The organism is Caballeronia sp. LZ035, assembly GCF_031451175.1.
Lineage (GTDB): Bacteria > Pseudomonadota > Gammaproteobacteria > Burkholderiales > Burkholderiaceae > Caballeronia.
This window is the reverse complement of the sequence record NZ_JARUXS010000001.1, coordinates 2,890,223-2,909,142: the sequence shown is the minus strand read 5'-3', so window position 1 is coordinate 2,909,142 and position 18,920 is coordinate 2,890,223. Positions and strand designations below refer to the sequence as shown.

Annotated in this window: 14 protein-coding genes and 1 pseudogene; 6 read left to right on the top strand and 9 right to left on the bottom strand. The window is 66.4% G+C overall.

The window, feature by feature from the left end; all coding sequences use genetic code 11:
- Positions 1 to 24 precede the first annotated feature (24 nt).
- The 3 genes from QCE88_RS13650 to QCE88_RS13640 form a co-directional block, all read right to left on the bottom strand.
- Positions 25 to 1,299 (bottom strand): EAL domain-containing protein, encoded by a 1,275-nt coding sequence (locus QCE88_RS13650; RefSeq protein WP_309902666.1) that lies wholly within the window; start codon positions 1,297 to 1,299, stop codon positions 25 to 27.
- 229 nt (positions 1,300 to 1,528) lie between these two features.
- Positions 1,529 to 2,962: a multidrug transporter subunit MdtD gene (gene mdtD / locus QCE88_RS13645; protein WP_309902665.1), complete on the bottom strand. Its 1,434-nt coding sequence runs from the start codon at positions 2,960 to 2,962 to the stop codon at positions 1,529 to 1,531.
- Positions 2,963 to 2,969: 7 nt separating this feature from the next.
- The gene (locus tag QCE88_RS13640; protein WP_309902663.1) at positions 2,970 to 3,716 is read right to left on the bottom strand and encodes a GntR family transcriptional regulator; all 747 of its coding nucleotides are present in this window, start codon (positions 3,714 to 3,716) and stop codon (positions 2,970 to 2,972) included.
- Between the two features lie 169 nt (positions 3,717 to 3,885).
- On the opposite strand from QCE88_RS13640, the pseudogene QCE88_RS13635 reads away from it, so the two are divergent.
- Positions 3,886 to 4,165: pseudogene (locus QCE88_RS13635) on the top strand (addiction module antidote protein).
- Positions 4,166 to 4,204: 39 nt separating this feature from the next.
- Here QCE88_RS13635 and QCE88_RS13630 read toward each other — a convergent pair.
- The gene (locus QCE88_RS13630; protein WP_309902660.1) at positions 4,205 to 5,425 is read right to left on the bottom strand and encodes an MFS transporter; all 1,221 of its coding nucleotides are present in this window, start codon (positions 5,423 to 5,425) and stop codon (positions 4,205 to 4,207) included.
- 334 nt (positions 5,426 to 5,759) lie between these two features.
- On the opposite strand from QCE88_RS13630, the gene xdhA reads away from it, so the two are divergent.
- The 3 genes from xdhA to xdhC are packed head-to-tail and all read left to right on the top strand — an operon-like array spanning position 5,760 to position 10,165.
- A complete protein-coding gene (gene xdhA / locus QCE88_RS13625) occupies positions 5,760 to 7,283 on the top strand; it encodes a xanthine dehydrogenase small subunit (protein WP_309902658.1) in 1,524 nt (507 codons plus the stop codon).
- A gap of 15 nt (positions 7,284 to 7,298) precedes the next feature.
- Entirely contained in the window at positions 7,299 to 9,662 is a 2,364-nt protein-coding gene (xdhB, locus tag QCE88_RS13620) for a xanthine dehydrogenase molybdopterin binding subunit (protein ID WP_309902656.1), read from the top strand.
- Positions 9,659 to 10,165 (top strand): xanthine dehydrogenase accessory protein XdhC, encoded by a 507-nt coding sequence (xdhC, locus tag QCE88_RS13615; protein WP_309809582.1) that lies wholly within the window; start codon positions 9,659 to 9,661, stop codon positions 10,163 to 10,165. The genes xdhB and xdhC overlap by 4 nt, the downstream gene beginning before the upstream one ends.
- Before the next feature lie 49 nt (positions 10,166 to 10,214).
- On the opposite strand, the gene QCE88_RS13610 is transcribed toward xdhC, so the two are convergent.
- The 4 genes from QCE88_RS13610 to QCE88_RS13595 form a co-directional block, all read right to left on the bottom strand.
- Positions 10,215 to 11,147, bottom strand: coding sequence for an AraC family transcriptional regulator (locus tag QCE88_RS13610; protein WP_309902654.1), 933 nt, complete (start codon positions 11,145 to 11,147; stop codon positions 10,215 to 10,217).
- 70 nt (positions 11,148 to 11,217) lie between these two features.
- A complete protein-coding gene (locus QCE88_RS13605; RefSeq protein WP_309902652.1) occupies positions 11,218 to 12,237 on the bottom strand; it encodes a LysR family transcriptional regulator in 1,020 nt (339 codons plus the stop codon).
- A gap of 239 nt (positions 12,238 to 12,476) precedes the next feature.
- Entirely contained in the window at positions 12,477 to 13,136 is a 660-nt protein-coding gene (locus tag QCE88_RS13600) for a 2-hydroxychromene-2-carboxylate isomerase (RefSeq protein WP_309902650.1), read from the bottom strand.
- A gap of 135 nt (positions 13,137 to 13,271) precedes the next feature.
- Entirely contained in the window at positions 13,272 to 14,780 is a 1,509-nt protein-coding gene (locus tag QCE88_RS13595) for a TAXI family TRAP transporter solute-binding subunit (RefSeq protein WP_309902648.1), read from the bottom strand.
- 666 nt (positions 14,781 to 15,446) lie between these two features.
- On the opposite strand from QCE88_RS13595, the gene QCE88_RS13590 reads away from it, so the two are divergent.
- Positions 15,447 to 15,800 carry a BON domain-containing protein gene (locus QCE88_RS13590; protein WP_309902646.1) on the top strand — a complete coding sequence of 118 codons (354 nt, stop codon included), beginning with the start codon at positions 15,447 to 15,449 and terminating at the stop codon, positions 15,798 to 15,800.
- A gap of 246 nt (positions 15,801 to 16,046) precedes the next feature.
- The gene (locus QCE88_RS13585) at positions 16,047 to 18,182 is read left to right on the top strand and encodes a 3-hydroxybutyrate oligomer hydrolase family protein (RefSeq protein WP_309902644.1); all 2,136 of its coding nucleotides are present in this window, start codon (positions 16,047 to 16,049) and stop codon (positions 18,180 to 18,182) included.
- Here QCE88_RS13585 and QCE88_RS13580 read toward each other — a convergent pair.
- Entirely contained in the window at positions 18,166 to 18,912 is a 747-nt protein-coding gene (locus tag QCE88_RS13580; RefSeq protein WP_309902642.1) for a DUF2242 domain-containing protein, read from the bottom strand. The two genes, QCE88_RS13585 and QCE88_RS13580, sit on opposite strands and share 17 nt — an antisense overlap.
- Between the last annotated feature and the right edge of the window lie 8 nt (positions 18,913 to 18,920).

Here is an 18,920-nt window from a genome sequence, read left to right as displayed (position 1 = left end):
CGATCAAGCGCAACCCGCAATCCGCTACCGCCGTCGCGGCACCGCTTCCCAGTTGATGTCGACGCACAGCACTTGCAACCCATAAGGCGTCTGCGCCGCAATCGATGCCGTCACGCACAGATGCGCCTCGTTGATCGACAGATACGGCGCCGTCAACTGAACTCGTCCCGGCGCACGCAGCGCTTCGATGAAATACGGGCGTCGCTCCCAGCTGGCGCCCTCCGAATGCAGCAGCGGGCTGAAGCGTTTCGCGCGCTGCGACGTGCGCACGATGGGCACGACGTTATCGCCGATCTGCCGTCCGGCCTGATCGAGCAGGAAGCAGCGGGCGGTATCGGCGAGTTGCAGCAGCTCGCTCGTGGCAGCAACGAGCGTCTCGCCCTCCATCAACTTCACCGCCGCCCGTTCGAGCCCGCTCACATACGGTTCGAGACGCGTGGCCTGGGCCCGGTCGCGCGCGCCGATGCGCTCGCGCGATGCCGCCGTCAACGCATCCATCACGCTCGCGGCAACCTGCGGATGCACGGCATCGACGCTGGGTTGCGCGAAATACGCGCCCTGCACGAAATCCACATTGCACTCCAGCGCGATCAACGCGTCGCGTTCGGTGGAGAGACCGCCCATCAGCACGAGCTGGCCGGACTCGTGCAGCAGCGACACGAGCCGCGGCAGCACGCGCTCGATGTGCGAATGCTCGGTGGCCTGCTGCAGGATGCAGCGGTCGAGCGTCACGATGTCGGGCCGCAACTGCCACACGCGGTCGATGTTCGAATGCTTGACGCCGAAACCGTCCAGTGCGATCAGAAAGCCCGACTTGCGCAACGAATCGATGATCTCGGTAAAGCGCGTCGTCTCCCCGCCGGCCTGCTCGGGCACCTCGAGCACCACGCGCTGCGGCGACAGGCCGATGTCCTTCAGCGCCGCGACCAGGGCGTCGCCGTAGCTCATGTCCATCAGCGCAGCGGGATGCAGGCTCAGGAAGAGCCATTCGTCATGGCTGTCGAACGCGTTGAAATTGCCCAGATGAAGGGATTCGGCGAGCCGTCCGAGTTCGAGCAGATCGCCGCGCCGGGCGGCCTGGGTGAAGACTTCGTGCGACGGCACATGACGATGCGAGTCGTCGCGGGCGCGCAGCGAAGCGTGATAACCGATCGCGCGCCGGTGCGACACCGAGAACACCGGCTGGAACACGCTGAAGACGGTGAATTCGCCGTACAGCACGGTGCGTCGCGAGCCGTCGTCGCCGGCGACGGGGCGCGGCGGCTGAAAGCGGGGAGGGTCGAGATCAACCATGCTCATGGTGTCGAGGCATCGGGGCAGGGAAACTGAACAGCGCTAGTTTACAGGAACGGCTTACCTCCGTTCGAGCAAAAAGCGTGCAAATTCAAGCGGCAAGCGGCTCGCAGAAGGCTTGCGGCGGCACGCCCGCGACAATTCGTGTGCGGATACGCGGATCATGCCGCACAGCCGGGAACGCGCGCCGCGCCGCTGTGCGCGCGGGCACCGGCGCGGTGCGCGGATACGCGGGCTAGTTGGCTTCCGACGGATCGGGCTTGCGCGGCGCCGCCCGCACTTCGGGCGCCAGCTGGCCGAAGATCCATGCCGTCGCCGCCGTGATGACGCCGACGCACAGGAAGGTCGCGTGAAAGGCCGGCAGTGAATTCGATGCGGTCACCTGCGGCAGGAGGTTGGTGAAGGTCGCGAGGATCGCGCCGGCGACGGTCACGCCCAGGCTCATCGAGAGCATCTGCACGAGCGAGAACAGGCTGTTGCCGCTGCTCGCGCCGCCCGTGCCGAGATCCTTCAGCGTGAGCGTGTTCATCGCCGTGAACTGCACCGAGTTGACGGCGCCGAACACCGCCAGCTGCACGAGCCGCAGCCACAGCGGCTGGTGCGCGCTGGCCAGCGAGAAGCTCGCCATCATCAGCCCGACGAGCACGGTGTTCACCACCAGCACGCGCCGGTAGCCGCGCCGCTCGATCAGCCGCGTCACCAGGCGCTTGGACAGCATGCCGGCGGCCGCGACCGGCAGCATCATCATGCCGGCCTGGAACGCCGTGTAGCCGAGACTCACCTGCAGCAGCAGCGGGATCAGATACGGCATTGCGCCGCTGCCGATCCGCGCGAACAGATTGCCGAGCAGCCCGACGCTGAAAGTATGGATCTTGAACAGATCGAGCGAGAAGATCGGCTGGGCGGCGCGCGTCGCGTGCAGGCCGTAGGCGACGAAGCAGCCGAACGACAGCACCAGCAGCACGATGACGATCGCGTGCTGCAGGCCGAGGTCGGCGAGGCCGTCGAGCGAGATCGTGAGCGACACCATGCCGATGGCCAGCAGCAGGTAGCCCGCGAGATCGAACGGCGGGGTGGCCGGATTGCGGCTGTCCGGCATATACATGTTCGTGGCGATGCAGCCGACGATGCCCACCGGCACGTTGATCAGGAAAATCCAGTGCCACGAGGCGATCTGCACGAGCCAGCCGCCGAGCGTCGGACCGATGAGCGGGCCGATCAGCCCCGGAATCGCGACGAAGGCCAGCGCCGACAGATAACGTTCGGCAGGAAACACGCGCAGCACCGCGAGCCGTCCGACCGGCAGCAGCATCGCGCCGCCGATGCCCTGCACGACGCGAAAGGCCACCAGCGCCTGCAGCGACTGGGCCTTGGCGCAAAGCAGGGAGCCGATGGTGAACACGAGGATCGCGCTGAAGAACACGCGCCGCGTGCCGAGCTTGTCCGCGAGCCAGCCGGAGACGGGGATCATCATTGCCATCGTGAGCGAATAGCCGATCACCACGCCCTGCATGCGCAGCGGCGCTTCGCCGAGGCTGCGGGCCATCGCGGGGAGCGCGGTGTTGACGATCGTCGAGTCCAGCGTCTGCATGAAGAAGCCCGTCGCGACGATCCACAGCATGACGGAGAGCGAGCGGTCGGTCGGCGTGCGTGTTGCGATATCGGTCATGGGGCGCTTATTTGCGGAGTTCCGCGACGAAGTCGTAGTAGTCGTTGCGACAGTAGGTGTCGGTGAGTTCGATGGCGCGCTGGTCCGCCGTATAGCCCACGCGCGTGATGAGCAGCAGCGCGTCGTGCGGCGCGATGCCCATCTGCGCGGCGATCTCGTGGCTCGCGTTCACCGCGCGAAAGTGCTGGAGCGCGCGCACGATCGAGAGTCCGCGCGAGTCGAGATAGCTGTAGAGCGAATCGCCGATGGCCTGCGGCTCGGGAATGCAGGCGGCCGGAAAGGTGGAATTCTCGACGGCCATCACGATGTCGTCGGCGAGACGCAGGCGCTTCAGGCGCGTCACCGCGGCGGCGGGCGAGAGGCCGAGCTGGATGACCTCTTCGCGATTGGCGGGCTCGATGCTGCGGGACAGCCACTTGGAACTGGGGGTGAAGCCGCGCCGCCTGAGCATCTCCGAAAAGCTCGACAGGCGCGAGAGCGGATCTTCATAGCGCGGCGTGATGAAACTGCCCGCGCCTTGTTCGCGCCGTATCAGCCCTTGCTCGACGAGCAGCGCGATGGCCTTGCGGGAGGTGATCCTCGAGACGCCGAGCGCATCGGACAGGACGCGTTCGGAGGGCAGTGCCTCGCCTGCGTTCCAGCGATTGTCGTGGATGGCGCTGGCGAGCTTGCGGGCGAGCTGGAGGTAGAGCGGGGTGTCGCTGTCCGGGTCCGGGCGCAAGTCGCGCCAACGGTCTTCCGAGGTCGAGTTCATAAGCGGACGCAGAGGGGCCAAGCGGCGATTTTAAGACAAACCTTGAAGACGAAGGTCGCGCGGATTCTTATCCTGTCTGCGATCAGGTGGTTTCGGACTGGCGGGTTCGGCTTTTGAAGCGCGGACCGGAGCGGCTTTCGACACGCCTTTCGGTTCACCGGAGCAAGTCATGACGCCAATCCGGATCAAGACAAGACCGTGGGATTCGGCCGGACATTTGCGTACCGAACAGGACATCGCCGGATACGTCGAGGCGTGCCTTCAGGACAGCGGTGACGATCCCACGTTCATCGCTCATGTGCGGGGCGTCGTTGCCCGGGCCCGCGATCGCCATCGCTCGCAAAAGTCTCTACAAGGCGTTGTCGGCAGACGGTAATGCTAGCTTCGTAACCATCGTGAAGGTGATCAGAGCGCTTGGATCGCAGCTTCATGTTTCCAGGATCGGCTGACCGCAAGGCTTGTCGCCGATCCTGCAAGCCATCAAGCCATCAAGCCGTCGCCGGCCCGCCCACGCCGCGTCCCGCGCGCACATACAGCGCCACGGAAAGCGCGACCGCCGCTGCCGCTGCCAGCGCGGCGAACAGGAACACCGAGCCGTAACCGAATTCCCCCGCGACATAACCCGCGAGCGGCCCGGTCAGCCCGAGCGACAAATCCAGGAACACCGAATAAGCCGACAATGCCGCCCCCCGGCTGGCCGGCGGCACGAGTCCGACCGCTTCCACGCCGAGCGCCGGGAACACGAGCGCAAAGCCGAAGCCCGTCAGCGCTGCACCCGCGAGCGCGAAGGTCGGTTCCGCGGCGAGCCACAGCATCAGCAGGCCGGCGCATTCGAACGCGAACGAGACGATGGCCACGCGAAAGCCGCCGTAGGCCTTGATCGTGTTGGCGAACAGCAGGCGCGCGCCGATGAACATCGTGCCGAACACGGTCAGCGACAGCGCCGCGTTCGGCCAGTTGTGAGCCGCGTAGTACAGCGTGATGAAGGTGGCGATCGAACCGAAGCCCGCCGAACCCAGCGCCAGGCCGAGGCCGTGCGGCAGCACGCGGAAGAACACGCTGCGATACGACATGCGCTCGCCATGCACGATCGGCACGCTGGCCATGCGCGTCGCGAGCCAGTAGCCGAGGCCGCCCAGCGCGATCACGATCACCCCGAGCACCGCGAACCCCAGCGCATGATCGATCGCCACGCCCAGCGGCGCGCCGATGGCCAGCGCGCCGTACGTGGCAATGCCGTTCCACGAGATCACCTTTGCGTTGTTCGCCACGCCCACGCGGCCGATGCCCCATGTGATCGAGCCGGTGCCCACCCAGCTTTCGCCGAAGCCGAGCACGAGCCGCGCGATCACCAGCAGCACCAGGCTTGCCACATGCCATTGCGCCGCGAGCGCCGAGCCGAGCAGCAGCACGCCGCTCACGGCGCAGGCCGCGAGTCCGTACAGCACGGTCTTTTTCGGGCCGAGGGTGTCGGCGGTGCGGCCCGCGAGCGGCCGCGACATCAGGGTCGCGAGATACTGCACGCTGATCGCCGCGCCGGCCATCACCGAGCCGTAGCCGAGATCCGTATGCACGAAGCCCGGCAGCACCGCCAGCGGGATGCCGATGGTCAGGTAGCACAGGAAGGTGTACAGCACGACCGGCAGGATGCGCAGCGTGACGGCGAAGTCGCCTTGCGACGCGGCGCCGGAGCGGGACTCGGTGGACATAGGGAAATTGCGGGCTTGTATTTGGCGCGAAGACGTGATTGTCACATATGTTGCGTCGCAGCGTCGCACCGGTTTTGTAACCAGGTGGGACAAATCGCCTGTTCGAACGATCGGACGGCAGCGCGCGAAGCCATGTCGGACAAGGCTCGGGCGGCATATCGGGACAGGAGTATGCCCACCATGCAATGTCACCTATGGGTTGCGGATTTTGGCAGTGATAGCTTTTGAACCATCGAAGCGACAGGACCGGCCCAGCCAGCCCTCCCTGTCGCGCATGCCACCGGCTGCGCACCCCGCGCAACCAGCAGAACAGCATCGAAGAGCCCACATCCCCATGAGCCAGCCGATCCGCTTCTATCACCGCAACGCGATCCAGGAAGTCAGCGACGCAGCGACGACGCGCACCGTCCTGCAATACCTGCGCGAAGACGCGCGCTGCACCGGCACCAAGGAAGGTTGCGCGGAAGGCGACTGCGGAGCCTGCACCGTCGTCATCGGCGAGCCGGACGGGCAGGGCGGCGTCGCGTTCAAGGCCGTCAATTCGTGCGTGCAGTTCCTGCCGACGCTCGACGGCCGCGCGCTCTTCACCGTCGAAGACCTGCGCCAGCCTGATGGCACGCTGCATCCGGTACAGCGCGCGCTGGTCGACTGCCACGGCTCGCAGTGCGGTTTCTGCACACCGGGATTCGCGATGTCGATGTTCGCGCTTTATGAAAAGCACGGTCATGCGACCACCGGCTGCGCGGGCGCCTGCGAGAAATCGAAGCCTTCGCGCCAGGAAATCAGCGACGCGCTCACCGGCAATCTGTGCCGCTGCACGGGCTACCGGCCGATCATCGACGCCGCCGAGCAGATGTTCGATCACGCGCCGCTCGCGCCCGTCAACGTGCCGGCCCTTGCGCGTTCGCTCGACAGCATCCGTCGCACCGACACCTTCCACTACGAACAGGCGGGCCGCCGTTTCGACGCGCCGCGCACTGTCGAGGCGCTCGCTACGCTCAAGGACAGCAATCCGAACGTGCGGATTCTCGCGGGCAGCACGGACGTTGGACTGTGGGTGACGAAGCAGTTGCGCGATCTCGGCGACATCGCCTATGTCGGGCAGATCGACGCGCTCAAGCACGTGGAGACGACCGGCGAGTGGATCGAGATCGGCGCGGGCGTGTCGCTGGAGCGCGCCTACGCCGAACTCGTCAAGACGTATCCGGAACTCGAGGAAACGCAATTGCGCTTCGCGTCGCTGCCGATCCGCAACGCGGGAACGCTCGGCGGCAACGTCGCCAACGGCTCGCCGATCGGCGATTCGATGCCCGGTCTCATCGCGCTGGACGCGCGCGTCGTGTTGCAGAGCGTGAACGGCACGCGCGAGATGGCGCTCGAAGATCTCTACATCGCGTATCAGAAGAAGGACATGGCGGCGAACGAGTTCGTCGCGGCCGTCCGTGTGCCGACCCGCACGGGCCAGCATGCGAAACGCCAGTTCCGCGCCTACAAGCTGTCGAAGCGCTTCGACTCCGACATCTCCGCCGTCTACGCCGCGTTCTCGTTCATCGCCGATGGCGAATTCATCCGCGAGCCGCGTCTGGCCTATGGCGGCATGGCTGCGACGCCGAAGCGCGCCGCGCACGCCGAAGCCATTCTCGCCGATGCCCAATGGCACGAAGCCACCGTCCAGGCCGCGATGATCGCCTTGAGCAAGGACTACCAGCCGCTCACCGACATGCGCGCGAGCAGCGACTACCGTCTCGACACGGCCAAGAGCCTGCTGTATCGCTTCTGGCTGGAGACGCGTCCGAACGATCCGCTGGACAAGTCGAAGCTGGATGTGCGCGCCATCGAACTGGTCGAAGCGAAGTAAGAAGGGGAGACGAACATGAATCAGCAAGCAGAAGCTTTCCTCGCCGAAGCCAAGTCGCTCGCGAACGAAGCCGACGATTTCAAGCAAGTCCACGTGTCGCGTCCGCATGAGTCGGCGCATCTGCACGTGAGCGGGCGCGCCAGCTACACCGACGACATTCCGATCGTCGCGGGCACGCTGCACGCGGCGCTCGGCACGAGCCCGAAGGCGCACGCGAAGATCGTGTCGATGAACTTCGACGCAGTGCGCGCGACGCCGGGCGTCGTCGCCGTCTTTACCGCCGACGACATTCCGGGCGTCAACGACTGCGGCCCGATCATCCACGACGATCCGGTGCTCGCGCAGGGCATCGTGCAGTTCGTCGGCCAGCCGATGTTCATCGTCGTCGCCACGTCGCACGACACGGCGCGTCTGGCCGCGCGCCGCGCGAAGGTCGAGTTCGAGGATCTGGTGCCGGTGCTCACGCCAGCTGACGCGCGCAAGGCTGAGTCCTATGTGCTGAACCCGCTGAAGCTCTCTCGTGGCGACGCCGCCGGCCGTATGGCGACGGCTGCGCACCACGAACGCGGCGCGATGAAGCTGGGCGGCCAGGAACAGTTCTATCTGGAAGGCCAGATTGCCTACGCCGTGCCGAAGGACGATGACGGCATGCACGTCTACTGCTCGACGCAGCATCCGACGGAAATGCAGCATCTCGTCGCCCACGTGCTGAACGTGCACTCGCACAACGTGCTGGTCGAATGCCGGCGCATGGGCGGCGGTTTCGGCGGCAAGGAATCGCAGTCGGGCATCTTCGCGTGCTGCGCGGCGCTGGCCGCGTGGAAGCTGCTGTGCCCGGTGAAGCTGCGCCCGGACCGCGACGACGACATGATGATCACCGGCAAGCGCCACGACTTCATCTATGACTTCGAAGTCGGTTATGACGACGACGGCAAGATCGAAGGCGTGGCGCTCGACATGACGTCGCGCTGCGGCTTTTCCGCCGACCTGTCCGGCCCGGTGATGACGCGCGCCGTGTGCCACTTCGACAACGCCTACTGGCTGTCGGACGTGAAGATCGAAGGTTATTGCGGCAAGACCAACACGCAGTCGAACACCGCGTTCCGCGGCTTCGGCGGCCCGCAGGGCGCGTTCGCGATCGAATACATCATGGACAACATTGCGCGTGCGGTCGGGCGCGATTCGCTCGACGTGCGCCGCGCGAATTTCTACGGCAAGACCGACAACAACCAGACGCCGTACGGGCAGACGGTGGAAGACAACGTCATCCACGAACTGATTGCCGAGCTGGAAGAGACGAGCGACTATCGCCGCCGCCGCGAAGCCATCGATGCCTTCAACGCCAGCAACGAGATCCTGAAGAAGGGGATGGCGCTGACGCCGGTGAAGTTCGGCATCGCGTTCAACGTGACGCACTTCAACCAGGCCGGGGCACTGGTTCACATCTATACCGACGGCTCCATGCTCGTGAATCACGGCGGCACGGAAATGGGCCAGGGCTTGAACACGAAGGTTGCGCAGGTGGTCGCGCACGAGCTCGGCGTGAACTTCGAACGCGTGCGCGTCACGGCGACGGACACGAGCAAGGTGGCCAATACGTCGGCGACGGCGGCGTCCACCGGCACCGACCTGAACGGCAAGGCCGCGCAGGACGCCGCGCGCCAGTTGCGCGAGCGGCTCGCGAAGTTCGCGGCCGAGAAGTTCGGCGGCGGCACGGTGACGGCGGACGAAGTGCGCTTCGCGAACGATCGCGTGATCGTCGGCGGCGATGCGATTCCGTTCGGCGAAGTCGTGCAGAAGGCGTATCTCGCGCGCGTCCAGCTCTGGTCCGACGGCTTCTACGCCACGCCCAAGCTCTACTGGGATCAGGCGACCATGCAGGGCCGGCCGTTCTTCTATTACTCGTATGGCGCGGCGGTATCGGAAGTGGTGATCGACACGCTCACGGGCGAGATGCGCGTGCTGCGCGCGGATGCGCTGCACGACGTGGGCGCCTCGCTCAATCCCGCGCTCGACAAGGGCCAGGTGGAAGGCGCGTTCGTGCAGGGCATGGGCTGGCTGACCACGGAAGAACTGTGGTGGAACGACCAGGGCAAGCTGATGACCCACGCGCCGTCCACCTACAAGATCCCGACCACCAACGACATGCCGCCGGACTTCCGCGTCGAGCTGTTCAACAACCGCAACGTCGAGGACAGCATCCACCGTTCGAAGGCGGTCGGCGAGCCGCCGCTGCTGCTGCCGTTCTCGGTGTTCTTCGCGATCCGCGACGCCGTCTCGGCGGTCGGCGATCACACGGTGAATCCGCCGCTCAACGCGCCCGCGACGGCCGAGGAGATTCTCAAGGCGGTCAACGCCGTGCGGAGCGCACGCTCATGATGCACGTCGTCCTGTTTGGCGCGGGCCATGTCGGTCATGCGCTCGTGAAGGTGCTCGGCACCTTGCCGTGCGTCGTGCAATGGGTGGATGCGCGCGACGAACTGTTCCCCGACGAAGTCCCGGCCAACGTGCAGGTCGAAGCCACCGACCTGCCCGATGCCATCGTCGACGAAGCGCCCGCCGGCGCTTACTTCATCGTGATGACGCACGATCACGCGCTCGATTTCTCGCTCACGCAACGCATCATGCGGCGCGACGACTTCGCGTATTTCGGGCTGATCGGTTCGAAGACCAAGCGCGTGAAGTTCGAACGCCGTCTGCTGGAGCGGGGCGTCGCGGCGGACCGGCTGGCGGAGATCACCTGTCCGATCGGCGTGGAAGGCATCGTCGACAAGGCGCCCGGCTCGATCGCGCTGGCGGTCACGGCGCAGCTGCTGCGCGTGCGCGAGATGACCGCGCGCTACGGCGCCGATGCGTGGAAGACCGTTCGCGCCACCGCGTGACGCGCGCGCTCAGGTGCGTTCAGGTGCGCTCAAGTGCGCTCAGGTGCGTTCAGGTAATGGCGTTGGCCTGCCGGAACCGTCCCGGCGCCACGCCGTATAGCTCCTTGAAGCGTTTGCTGAAGGCCGCCTCCGACTGATACCCGACATCCGCCGCCACGTCGGCGATGCTCTTGCGCGTGCGCGTCAGCATCGTGCTGGCGAGCTGCATGCGCACGTGGCTCAGCAGCGCCAGCGGCGAACTGTCCGAATGCGCGGAGAAGGCGCGCATGAAAGTGGCGCGCGACATCGCCGCTTCCCTGGCCAGCATTTCGAGGGTCCACGGCTCGGCGGGGCGCTCCAGCATCGCGATGATCGACGCGCCCAGCCGCCGGTTCGCGAGCAGTCCGAGCACCCCCGCAAGCGACGGCTGACTGGCCAGCCACGCGCGCAGCACCATCGTGAAGAGGGCGGTGGAGAGTGCCGTGACGATCGACGGCGCGCCCAGTTGCGCATCCTCGGCTTCGCGCCGCATGGTCTGCACGAGCGGATCGAGATAGGGCGCCGACGTGCGCGAGAACGACACGTGCACGACGTCCGGCAGGACATCGACGAGCAAGGCCCGCGGCGCGTACAGGAAGCGGCCGCACAGCAGGTCGACCACCGGATCGCGCTCGCTGCAATTGCTCTTCACGATCACCGCGCCGTTGTGGCGCTTCTCCACTTCTGCCTGAGCTTCAACCCGAACAGCGCTGGCATTGCGCGCCTCGACGCTCAGCACGTGCGCGTCGCCGCGCGGCAGGACGAAGATATCGCCGGCGGCGAGTTCGAGCGGTGCATGACCTGGGCGCAAGACCGTGCAAGCGCCGTCCAGCACGACGTGATACACCGCTTCGCCTACCGGCGCGAGCGCGTGATCGAGTTCGAGCGGTCCGCTCAGCAGGCAGCGCAGATCGAGCGCGCCGGACAGATTCGCCAGCTGGATCAGTTTGTCGAGAGCATCCATGGGAACGGTCGGGGTCGGGCAGTTCGCTTCGGATACTACCGAAAGTCGTGCCGCCGCGCCGCCTGCACGCTCACTTCGGCAGTTCGACTTCGCCGAGTTCGGCGCTGTCGTCCGTGCCGGATGCGTCGGGTGCGTCGGGCGCGCTGGCCGCCGTCGCCGCGCCTTTCTTGCCGGTGAGGAAGGCGGACACCGTCGAAATCAGGGTGCGCAGCCACGCGACGTCGGTGGGCTGATCGGGCTGCGGCAGCGAAAGCTGGTAGCACTTGATGCGCGGAAACGGCACCGGGGATTCGAGCACGGCGAGCGGCAGCATCGACGCATAATGCTGCGCGAAGCGGCGCGGCGCCGTGAAGATCAGGTCCGACTGCAGCAGCACCTGCGGCACCAGTCCGAAGTAGGGAATCGTCGTGACAATGCGCCGCTCGATGCCCGCGCGCGCCAGTCCGATGTCGATCGGATGGCGCCGTCCGCCGCTGTACGGCGTGGGCGCGAGGTGCGCGGCGCGTGCATAGCGGTCCATGGTGAGCGGCTCGCGCGCGAGCGGATGATTCGCGCGCATGAGGCAGACGAAAACGTCCGAGAACAGGTCGCGGCGTTCGAAGCGCGGCTCGGGCTTGGTCCAGTTGGCGACCATCACGTCGATCTCGCCGTGGTCGAGCATGCCCTCGTGATCGCGCATCGGATTCAGTGACTCGATCTCCAGCCGGGCGTGCGGCGCCGCGTCGCGAAAGGCGGCGACGAGCGTCGGCATGAAGAAATCGTTCAGGTAGTCGGGGGCGGCGAGCCGGAAGGTGCGGCGCGAACTGGCGGGATCAAAATCGCCGTGCGGGGTCGCGACGAACTCCACTTCGCGCAGCGCGCGCTGGGCCGGCGCCAGCAGCGACTCGCCGTATTCGGTCGGCACCATGCCCTGCTTGCCGCGCACCAGGATCGGATCGTTCAGGATCTCGCGCAGACGGCGCAACGCCGTGCTGATCGCCGGCTGGGTCTGGTTCAGCCGCTGCGCGGTCTGCGTGACGCTGCGCTCCTGCAACAAGGTGCGCAGCACGCGGATGAGCCAGATATCGAGGGAGTCGGCGGGTTCGTTCATGATCGGGCGATTGGGTTCGGTCAGGCCGACAACGCGCGTCCGCTGGTGTTCGTCAGCGTGCGCACGCCGCGCGCGACGTCGCCTGGACGTCCGCAAACGCCCAGGTCACCGATATGTCACGCAGCCTGTTCCGAAGTTAACCGCTTATCCCTTTTTGACGCCATAGCGGGAGCGCTATTTGTGAGATAGGCGCCGGCGCTGTTCATGGCACCGAGGCGCCTTCGCTGCCCGTCGACGCGTCAGGCGAAATCGGCGTCGCGCGGCGCGGTCGGCAATGCGCTGATGCGCTTCACCTCCTTGCCGTCCAGCCAGTTCGGCGAACGCGCGACGTACAGCACCATCGGAAGCGTGTCCTCGCCCCAGAAAATCTGCTCGTTGACGAGGAAAGTCGGCACCCCGAACACGCCCATCTGGACCGCTCGGTCGTTGTTGTCGCGCAGCTTCGCCTTGATGTCCTCGTCTTCCACGCGCTCTACTGCGTCCGGCATGCCGACGTGCTCGCACAATCCGCGAAAGCCGTCCTTGGTGGCGGGATCGCGCCCCTGGCGCCAGATGTAGCGGAAGATTTCGCGCACGCAGTTGATCTCGCCGTTTGCCAGCACCGCGAGCCGCAGCGCCTTGCTCGGGTCGAACGGATGGGCGGGCGGCATCTTGAACGGAATGCCCAGTTGTTCCGCCCGGAACAGCGCATGGCGGTAGGTGAAGACGCGCTTGGAGGGAATCGTCGCGGCGTGCGGCTGGCCCCAGCGTTCAAGCAGCGTCATCAACTGGACGGGCACGAGTTCGAACGGCATGTCGGGCCATTTCTCGTGCTGCTCGAGCAGCAGGTACGAAAACGGCGAAATGAAATCGAAGAAAAAGTACGGCTGACCGGAATTGCTCGAATGCGGGGCACTCATGTTGCCTCTCCCTGATTTTCCCTGGCGGTCCCGCGCGGCGGACTCCCGGGCTTCATCTGTTATTCGTCGTGCGCGCCGCCCGGCCCGGCTGGCGAGAGCGGAACGGCGCGCTTTGCAACGTCGCTGCTATCGATATTATGTGCTGCGCGCCCCGGTGTCTGCCTGCGTTGCGATGACCGGGGCGTCGGTGTCCGGCGTGTCCGCTTCCGGGCTGTCGTCCGTCGCGCCTTCCGCCTCCCTGCCGGGCGCCGCTGGTGTGTTGGCCAGCCGCTCGCGCACGAAGCCGATGTGCTCGCGCAGCACATAGAACTGATCCGCGAAGGCGAGCGGCATCTTCATCCGGTTCACGGCGGTTTCGATCGCGTCGATACGGTCGAGCAAGGCATCCCGCTGCGTGAGGTCGGGTCCGTTGATCGCTTCCCGCTCTATCGCAATGAGCGCGCCATACCAGCGGTAGATGCGCGATTTCACCCGCCACCGGTACAGCCCCGGCACCAGCCGCAGCCCGGGAATCAGGACCACGATCAGCGGCAGCAGCACCACCAGCACGCGATCCGCGAGACTCGCGAGCCAGAACGGCAGTGTGCGGTACAGGAAACTCTTGCCCGATTTGTAATAGCGCTCGGCGTTGTCGCTGATGCGGAATTCATGGACCAGCGGCGCCGGAAACTCGTTCGCGCGCTGCATCAGATTGGCGCGGCCGTGCACTTCGCGCGCCGCCTCGATCAGCAAGTCCGACAACGCCGGATGCAGGCTGTCCTGCGCGATCAGTTCGGCCGTCGGCGCGATCATGTGCACCGGGCGCGGCGGCAGGTTGCGGGCGAAGTCGAACGCGCCCATCGGCAACTGGATCTCGGTGAGATACGGGAAGCGGCGCGCATAGGCGTCGGCCTGGGCGAAATCCATGAAGCGGATGCCGGGCGTGCGCAGGAGCTTGGCCATTGTCGGCGGCTGGGCGGAATCGCCCGCGAGGAAGACGGCGTCGACGCGCCCGGCTTCGAGCGCCTGCGCGGCTTCGTCGCCGGCGAGCGGCAGCAGTTCCGTGTCGCCGCCCGGTTCGATGCCGTTCGCCTTCAGCAGCGTGAGCGCCAGCACGCGCGAGCCGCTGCCTTCCGCGCCGATCGCCAGGCGCTTGCCCTTCAGTTCGGACAGCCGGTTCACGACTGTCGGGCTGCGGTAGAACACCGCGAGCGGCACATACGACACGCTGCCGAGCGATTCCAGGTTGTCGTGCGTCGCGCCCGGCTTGGTCAGGCCCCCCTGCACGAAGCCGACATCGACCTTCGAATCCGGGGCTTCCAGGCGCGTCAGGTTATCGAGCGAGCCCTGGGTTTCCAGCACGTTCAGCGTGATGCGGTTGCGCGCGAGAATCGTCTTGTACTTCTGCGCGGCGTTCCAGAAGGAACTGCCTTTCGGGCCGGCCGCGAGCGTCAGCGTGCTCGGCGGCGCGGGCTGGATCAGCCTTACGGCCAGATACAGCGCGGCGGCGCAGACCAGCAGGATCGGCCCGAAGGTGAGCGCCAGGTCGCGCCAGGAGATCGCCACGAAGCGAGCGACGATTTTCGGCTGCGGCCGGCGCCGCCGGGGAGCGTCCGGTTCGCCGCCAGGATTTCCGTGCGGATCGGGGCCTGTGGATTGAGTCATTTCGTAAGTGATCGTGAAACTTCGTGCAGATGAGCTTACCCGATCGCGTCGCGGCTTCGCCGGGGTCTCTGCCGTGGCCTCACTCGTACGCGGGTTCCGAAAGCGCCCGCCTGACGTCGTGGATGCCCGGAAACGAGCGACGCTCCGTCCCGTGCCTTGTGAACGCCGACTGTGACATCGATGTGTCTCCGCCGCCGCCGATGTTGCTCGCGCGGGCCGCGTCGTTAAATGTTTTGCGCTAATGGCCGCGCTGGGCTAAATTGACGATCGCCGCCGCATGTCAGAAGCCTCGCGCGCGCCGCTGCCCGCAGTTTGGGCTCGAGCCGCGCGCCACGTGTCACGAAGCCTGAACGACGCGTGAATCGAGGCCGCGCAACGCAGTTACGCGCCATGCGTCAGGACATATTCGAGCCGACGGGCATGCCACCCGATCAACCGGCCACTGATTGTTTCGTTCGCCAGCCTCTCGCAGCACCGTGAGCCGCATCCGCCGGCTTGCCTCCGCCATGCCCTCGAGCCGTTCACCGCTCCGGGCGATGCGCGTGGTCACGGGGCAACCGCTCGATGTCGTAGCCAGCCGCCAGCAAGCGCGGCCCGGATTTGAAGTGCAAAACGAGCGAAGTAGCAAACTGTGCGAAGTCAACAAGCGAAACAAAAGGAGAAACCATGAAAGCAGTTGATCTCTTGAAGGCGCTGGGCGTGGTGCTGTGCGTGACCATTGCCTCGAGCGCCTACGCCCAATCGAGCGACACGTCGGCGGCGCCGACCAAGGCGCAGAAATCCACGGTCAAGAAGGAAGACCGCAAACTCGGCTACGCGGTGCGCCGCGCGCTGGGCAAAGCGCAAGGCTTCGACGTTTCCAACGTCTTCGTCCGCGCGCGCGGCGGCGCGGTGACGCTGACCGGCACGGTGCCGGAAGGCGGCCAGATCGCCCAGGCGGAAGAAGTGGCGAAGGGCGTCCAGGGCGTCACATCGGTGAGCAACAAGATCACCCTCGGCGTGCAGGGCGGCGGAGGCTGATCCGGGGCGCAGGCGCCGGACCTCGGCTGGCGTCGCACCGCCGCCCGGGTCTCGTGCCATCGCCATGCAACGGGCTCCGGCTTGATCGCCGGAGCCCGTTGTCGTTTACGCGGTGCGCGTGTCTTCCGTCCGTCGCGTTGCAGACAGGGAAATTCAGCAGCGACTGATTTCAGCGTCCGCGTGATACTGGCGCTTCCAGACCGATCCGCAGCGTGTGCCTTGAAGCAAAACAATACGGGAGACGAAATGAAGCGATTCGCACGTTTTCAGTGCTTGAAAATCAGGCCGCGCGCGGCGGCGTTCGGGGTGATCGCGCTGCTGACGGCCGCGACGCTCGCCGCCTGTCACGGCGGCGATGACGACAACAGCGGCGGCCCGGCCACCAACAGCGTGCCGAAATTCGTCTCCGGCGCGATCAAGTCACAAACCTACGACGGCCAGTCCGACGATCTGCTGACCGCCGGTCTCGGCAAGACCGGGCTCGCTTCGGCTACCGCGCCGTCGATCGGCAACCCGGCGTCGCCGAGCGCTGCCGAGCTGCGGCGCCTCGCCATCTGGTCGAACTACCGCGCGCTCGTCGACATGTCGGCGAACGGCGGCTACGGGCGCTTCTGGGGGCCGAATGTCGACCTGAACGGCAACGACACGCTCGGCGAAGGGAAGATCGCGGGCAAGGAATATCTCGCGTTCGCCGACGACGGCAGCGGCACGCAGAATGTCTCGTTGCTGGTCCAGGTCCCGGCGAGCTTCAATCCCGATCAACCGTGCATCGTCACGGCGACGTCGTCGGGATCGCGCGGCGTGTATGGCGCGATCTCGGCGGCGGGCGAGTGGGGCCTGAAGCGCGGCTGCGCGGTCGCCTATACCGACAAGGGCAGCGGCAACGGCGCGCACGAGCTGGCGAGCAACCTCGTCACGCGCATCGACGGCACGCTCGTCAATGCCGATTTCGCCGGCACCAGCGCAATCTTCAAGGCGAACGCGAGCGCGTCCGCCATTGCGTCGTTCAACTCGGCCTTCCCGAACCGCTACGGCTACAAGCACGCGCATTCACAGCAGAATCCCGAGAAGGACTGGGGCGCAAATACCCTGCAGGCGATCCAGTTCGCCTACTGGGCGCTCAACGACATGTTCGGGGTTCTGAGCGGCTCGAATCATCAGGTGCGGTATGGCAAGGGCAGCATCACGACCATTGCCGCGTCGGTGAGCAACGGCGGCGGTGCGGCGCTCGCGGCGGCCGAACAGGATACCGATGGCTGGATCACCGCGGTCGTCGTCGGCGAACCGCAGATCAATCTGAATCTGCCGTCGCAGGTGTCGGTGCGGCAGGGCGGCCTGCCGGTCGGCTCGTTCGGCCGCCCGCTCGCCGACTACATGACGCTCGCCAACCTGCTGCAGCCGTGTGCCGCGCTCGCGCCCGCCGCAGCCGGCGCGCCGTATCTGACGACGGTTCCGCTCGCGACGACCACGGCGATCCGCACCGCGCGCTGCGCGTCGCTGGCGGCGGGCGGGCTGATTTCGGGCGCCACGACGATCGCGCAGGCCAACAGTGCGCTGGACCAGCTGCATCAGGCCGGCTACGAAACCGACTCCGACACCTTGCAGGCGCCGATGTGGGATTCGCAGGCCGTGCCGGCTGTCGCGGTCACGTATGCTGACGCCTACATGAAGGCGAGCGTGCTCGACAACCTGTGCAACTTCAGCTTCGGCACGACCAACGCGGTGAGCGGCGCGGCGGGCTTGGCGCCGCTGGTGTCGCCGATGCTTACCGTTTTCGGCAACGGCAACGGCGTGCCGCCGACCAATGGCATCAACCTGGTCTACAACCTCGGGACGGGCGGCGCGGCGGATCATCGGTTTGCCACGGCCGATGCCAGCTACGCGGGCGCGGCGTGCCTGCGCTCGCTGTGGATCAACGGCAACGCGACGATGGCGGGCAGCGTGAATGCGATCCGCGTGAATGCGAACCTGCGCGGCAAGCCCGCGATCATCGTGCAGGGGCGCGCGGATGCGCTGGTGCCGATCAATCATGCCGGGCGGCCGTATCTCGGCGCGAACCGCGTGGCGGAGGGCAACAAGAGCCAGCTGTCGCTGTACGAGATCACCAACGGACAGCATTTCGACGCATTCCTGAGCGTCGCCGGCTTCGATACGCGCTTCATTCCGGTCCACTACTACAACATTCAGGCGCTGAACCTGATGTGGAATCATCTGAAGAACAACGCGACGCTGCCACCTTCGCAAGTGGTGCGGACGGTCGCGCGGGGCGGCACGGCGGGCTCGGCGCCCGCGCTCACGACGGCGAACCTGCCGGCGATCGCCGCCGATCCTGGCGGCAATGCGATCAGCGTGGCTGGCGGCGCGGTCAGCGTGCCGAACTGACGGGCGCCGCCGACGCCGCTGCGGACGACGCCTGCGACGCCCCCGCCGCGACGGCTTCCGAAGTCGGGATAGCGGTGGCGGCGGCGGGCGTCTGCACGACGATCGGCGTGGGCGTGAGCTCCGGCGAGTTCACGATCAGCGAAGGCGCGAGCGGCTTGCTCTTCACCTCGTCGGCCGCCACGGGCGCGCTGCGCGGCACCGTGTTCAGGTAGTGGCTCATCAGGTTGAAGAAGCGGTCGTAGAACTTGCCGGCGGGCACGGTCTCGCTCGAGATCTTGACCATCGCGTCGCTGTTCGAGCGGATCGGCAGCGACAGCGAACCGAGCACGCTCAGTCCCACGCTCGCCGACGTATCGCTTTTCTTGAGCGCATAGCCGTCCTGGACGGCGTTCACGTACGCGATGCTCTGGTTGGTCGCGTTTTCCCCCGGCGTGCAGACGACATGGAACGACACCACGACGTGCGTTTCGGTGGTCGGCTGGAAATTCTTGGTGGCGTCGACAGTGTCGGGCTGACCCATGGTCGTCAGGAAGCCTTGCGACAGCAGCGCACGGCGCGCGGCCTCGCAGGTTTCGTTGACGGTGGCGTCGTAGTTGCGCGCGAACGGGCTCGCACCGGTGCTGAACAGCTCCTGCTGATAACTGGGTGTGGTGGCCGAACGACCTCCACAAGCGGTGAGGGCAATCAAACCAAGGAGAACGAGACTGGAGCGCAACGACGGCATGGACATAAAGCGGC

What these genes read in the sequence shown, in the direction of transcription:
- QCE88_RS13595 (WP_309902648.1), bottom strand. Translation starts at nt 14,780, where the DNA reads ATGACTCAATCCACAGGCCCCGATCCGCACGGAAATCCTGGCGGCGAA.
- QCE88_RS13650 (WP_309902666.1), bottom strand. Translation starts at nt 1,299, where the DNA reads ATGAGCATGGTTGATCTCGACCCTCCCCGCTTTCAGCCGCCGCGCCCC.
- xdhA (WP_309902658.1), top strand. Translation starts at nt 5,760, where the DNA reads ATGAGCCAGCCGATCCGCTTCTATCACCGCAACGCGATCCAGGAAGTC.
- QCE88_RS13610 (WP_309902654.1), bottom strand. Translation starts at nt 11,147, where the DNA reads ATGGATGCTCTCGACAAACTGATCCAGCTGGCGAATCTGTCCGGCGCG.
- xdhC (WP_309809582.1), top strand. Translation starts at nt 9,659, where the DNA reads ATGATGCACGTCGTCCTGTTTGGCGCGGGCCATGTCGGTCATGCGCTC.
- QCE88_RS13585 (WP_309902644.1), top strand. Translation starts at nt 16,047, where the DNA reads ATGAAGCGATTCGCACGTTTTCAGTGCTTGAAAATCAGGCCGCGCGCG.
- QCE88_RS13605 (WP_309902652.1), bottom strand. Translation starts at nt 12,237, where the DNA reads ATGAACGAACCCGCCGACTCCCTCGATATCTGGCTCATCCGCGTGCTG.
- mdtD (WP_309902665.1), bottom strand. Translation starts at nt 2,962, where the DNA reads ATGACCGATATCGCAACACGCACGCCGACCGACCGCTCGCTCTCCGTC.
- QCE88_RS13630 (WP_309902660.1), bottom strand. Translation starts at nt 5,425, where the DNA reads ATGTCCACCGAGTCCCGCTCCGGCGCCGCGTCGCAAGGCGACTTCGCC.
- QCE88_RS13590 (WP_309902646.1), top strand. Translation starts at nt 15,447, where the DNA reads ATGAAAGCAGTTGATCTCTTGAAGGCGCTGGGCGTGGTGCTGTGCGTG.
- QCE88_RS13600 (WP_309902650.1), bottom strand. Translation starts at nt 13,136, where the DNA reads ATGAGTGCCCCGCATTCGAGCAATTCCGGTCAGCCGTACTTTTTCTTC.
- QCE88_RS13580 (WP_309902642.1), bottom strand. Translation starts at nt 18,912, where the DNA reads ATGTCCATGCCGTCGTTGCGCTCCAGTCTCGTTCTCCTTGGTTTGATT.
- xdhB (WP_309902656.1), top strand. Translation starts at nt 7,299, where the DNA reads ATGAATCAGCAAGCAGAAGCTTTCCTCGCCGAAGCCAAGTCGCTCGCG.
- QCE88_RS13640 (WP_309902663.1), bottom strand. Translation starts at nt 3,716, where the DNA reads ATGAACTCGACCTCGGAAGACCGTTGGCGCGACTTGCGCCCGGACCCG.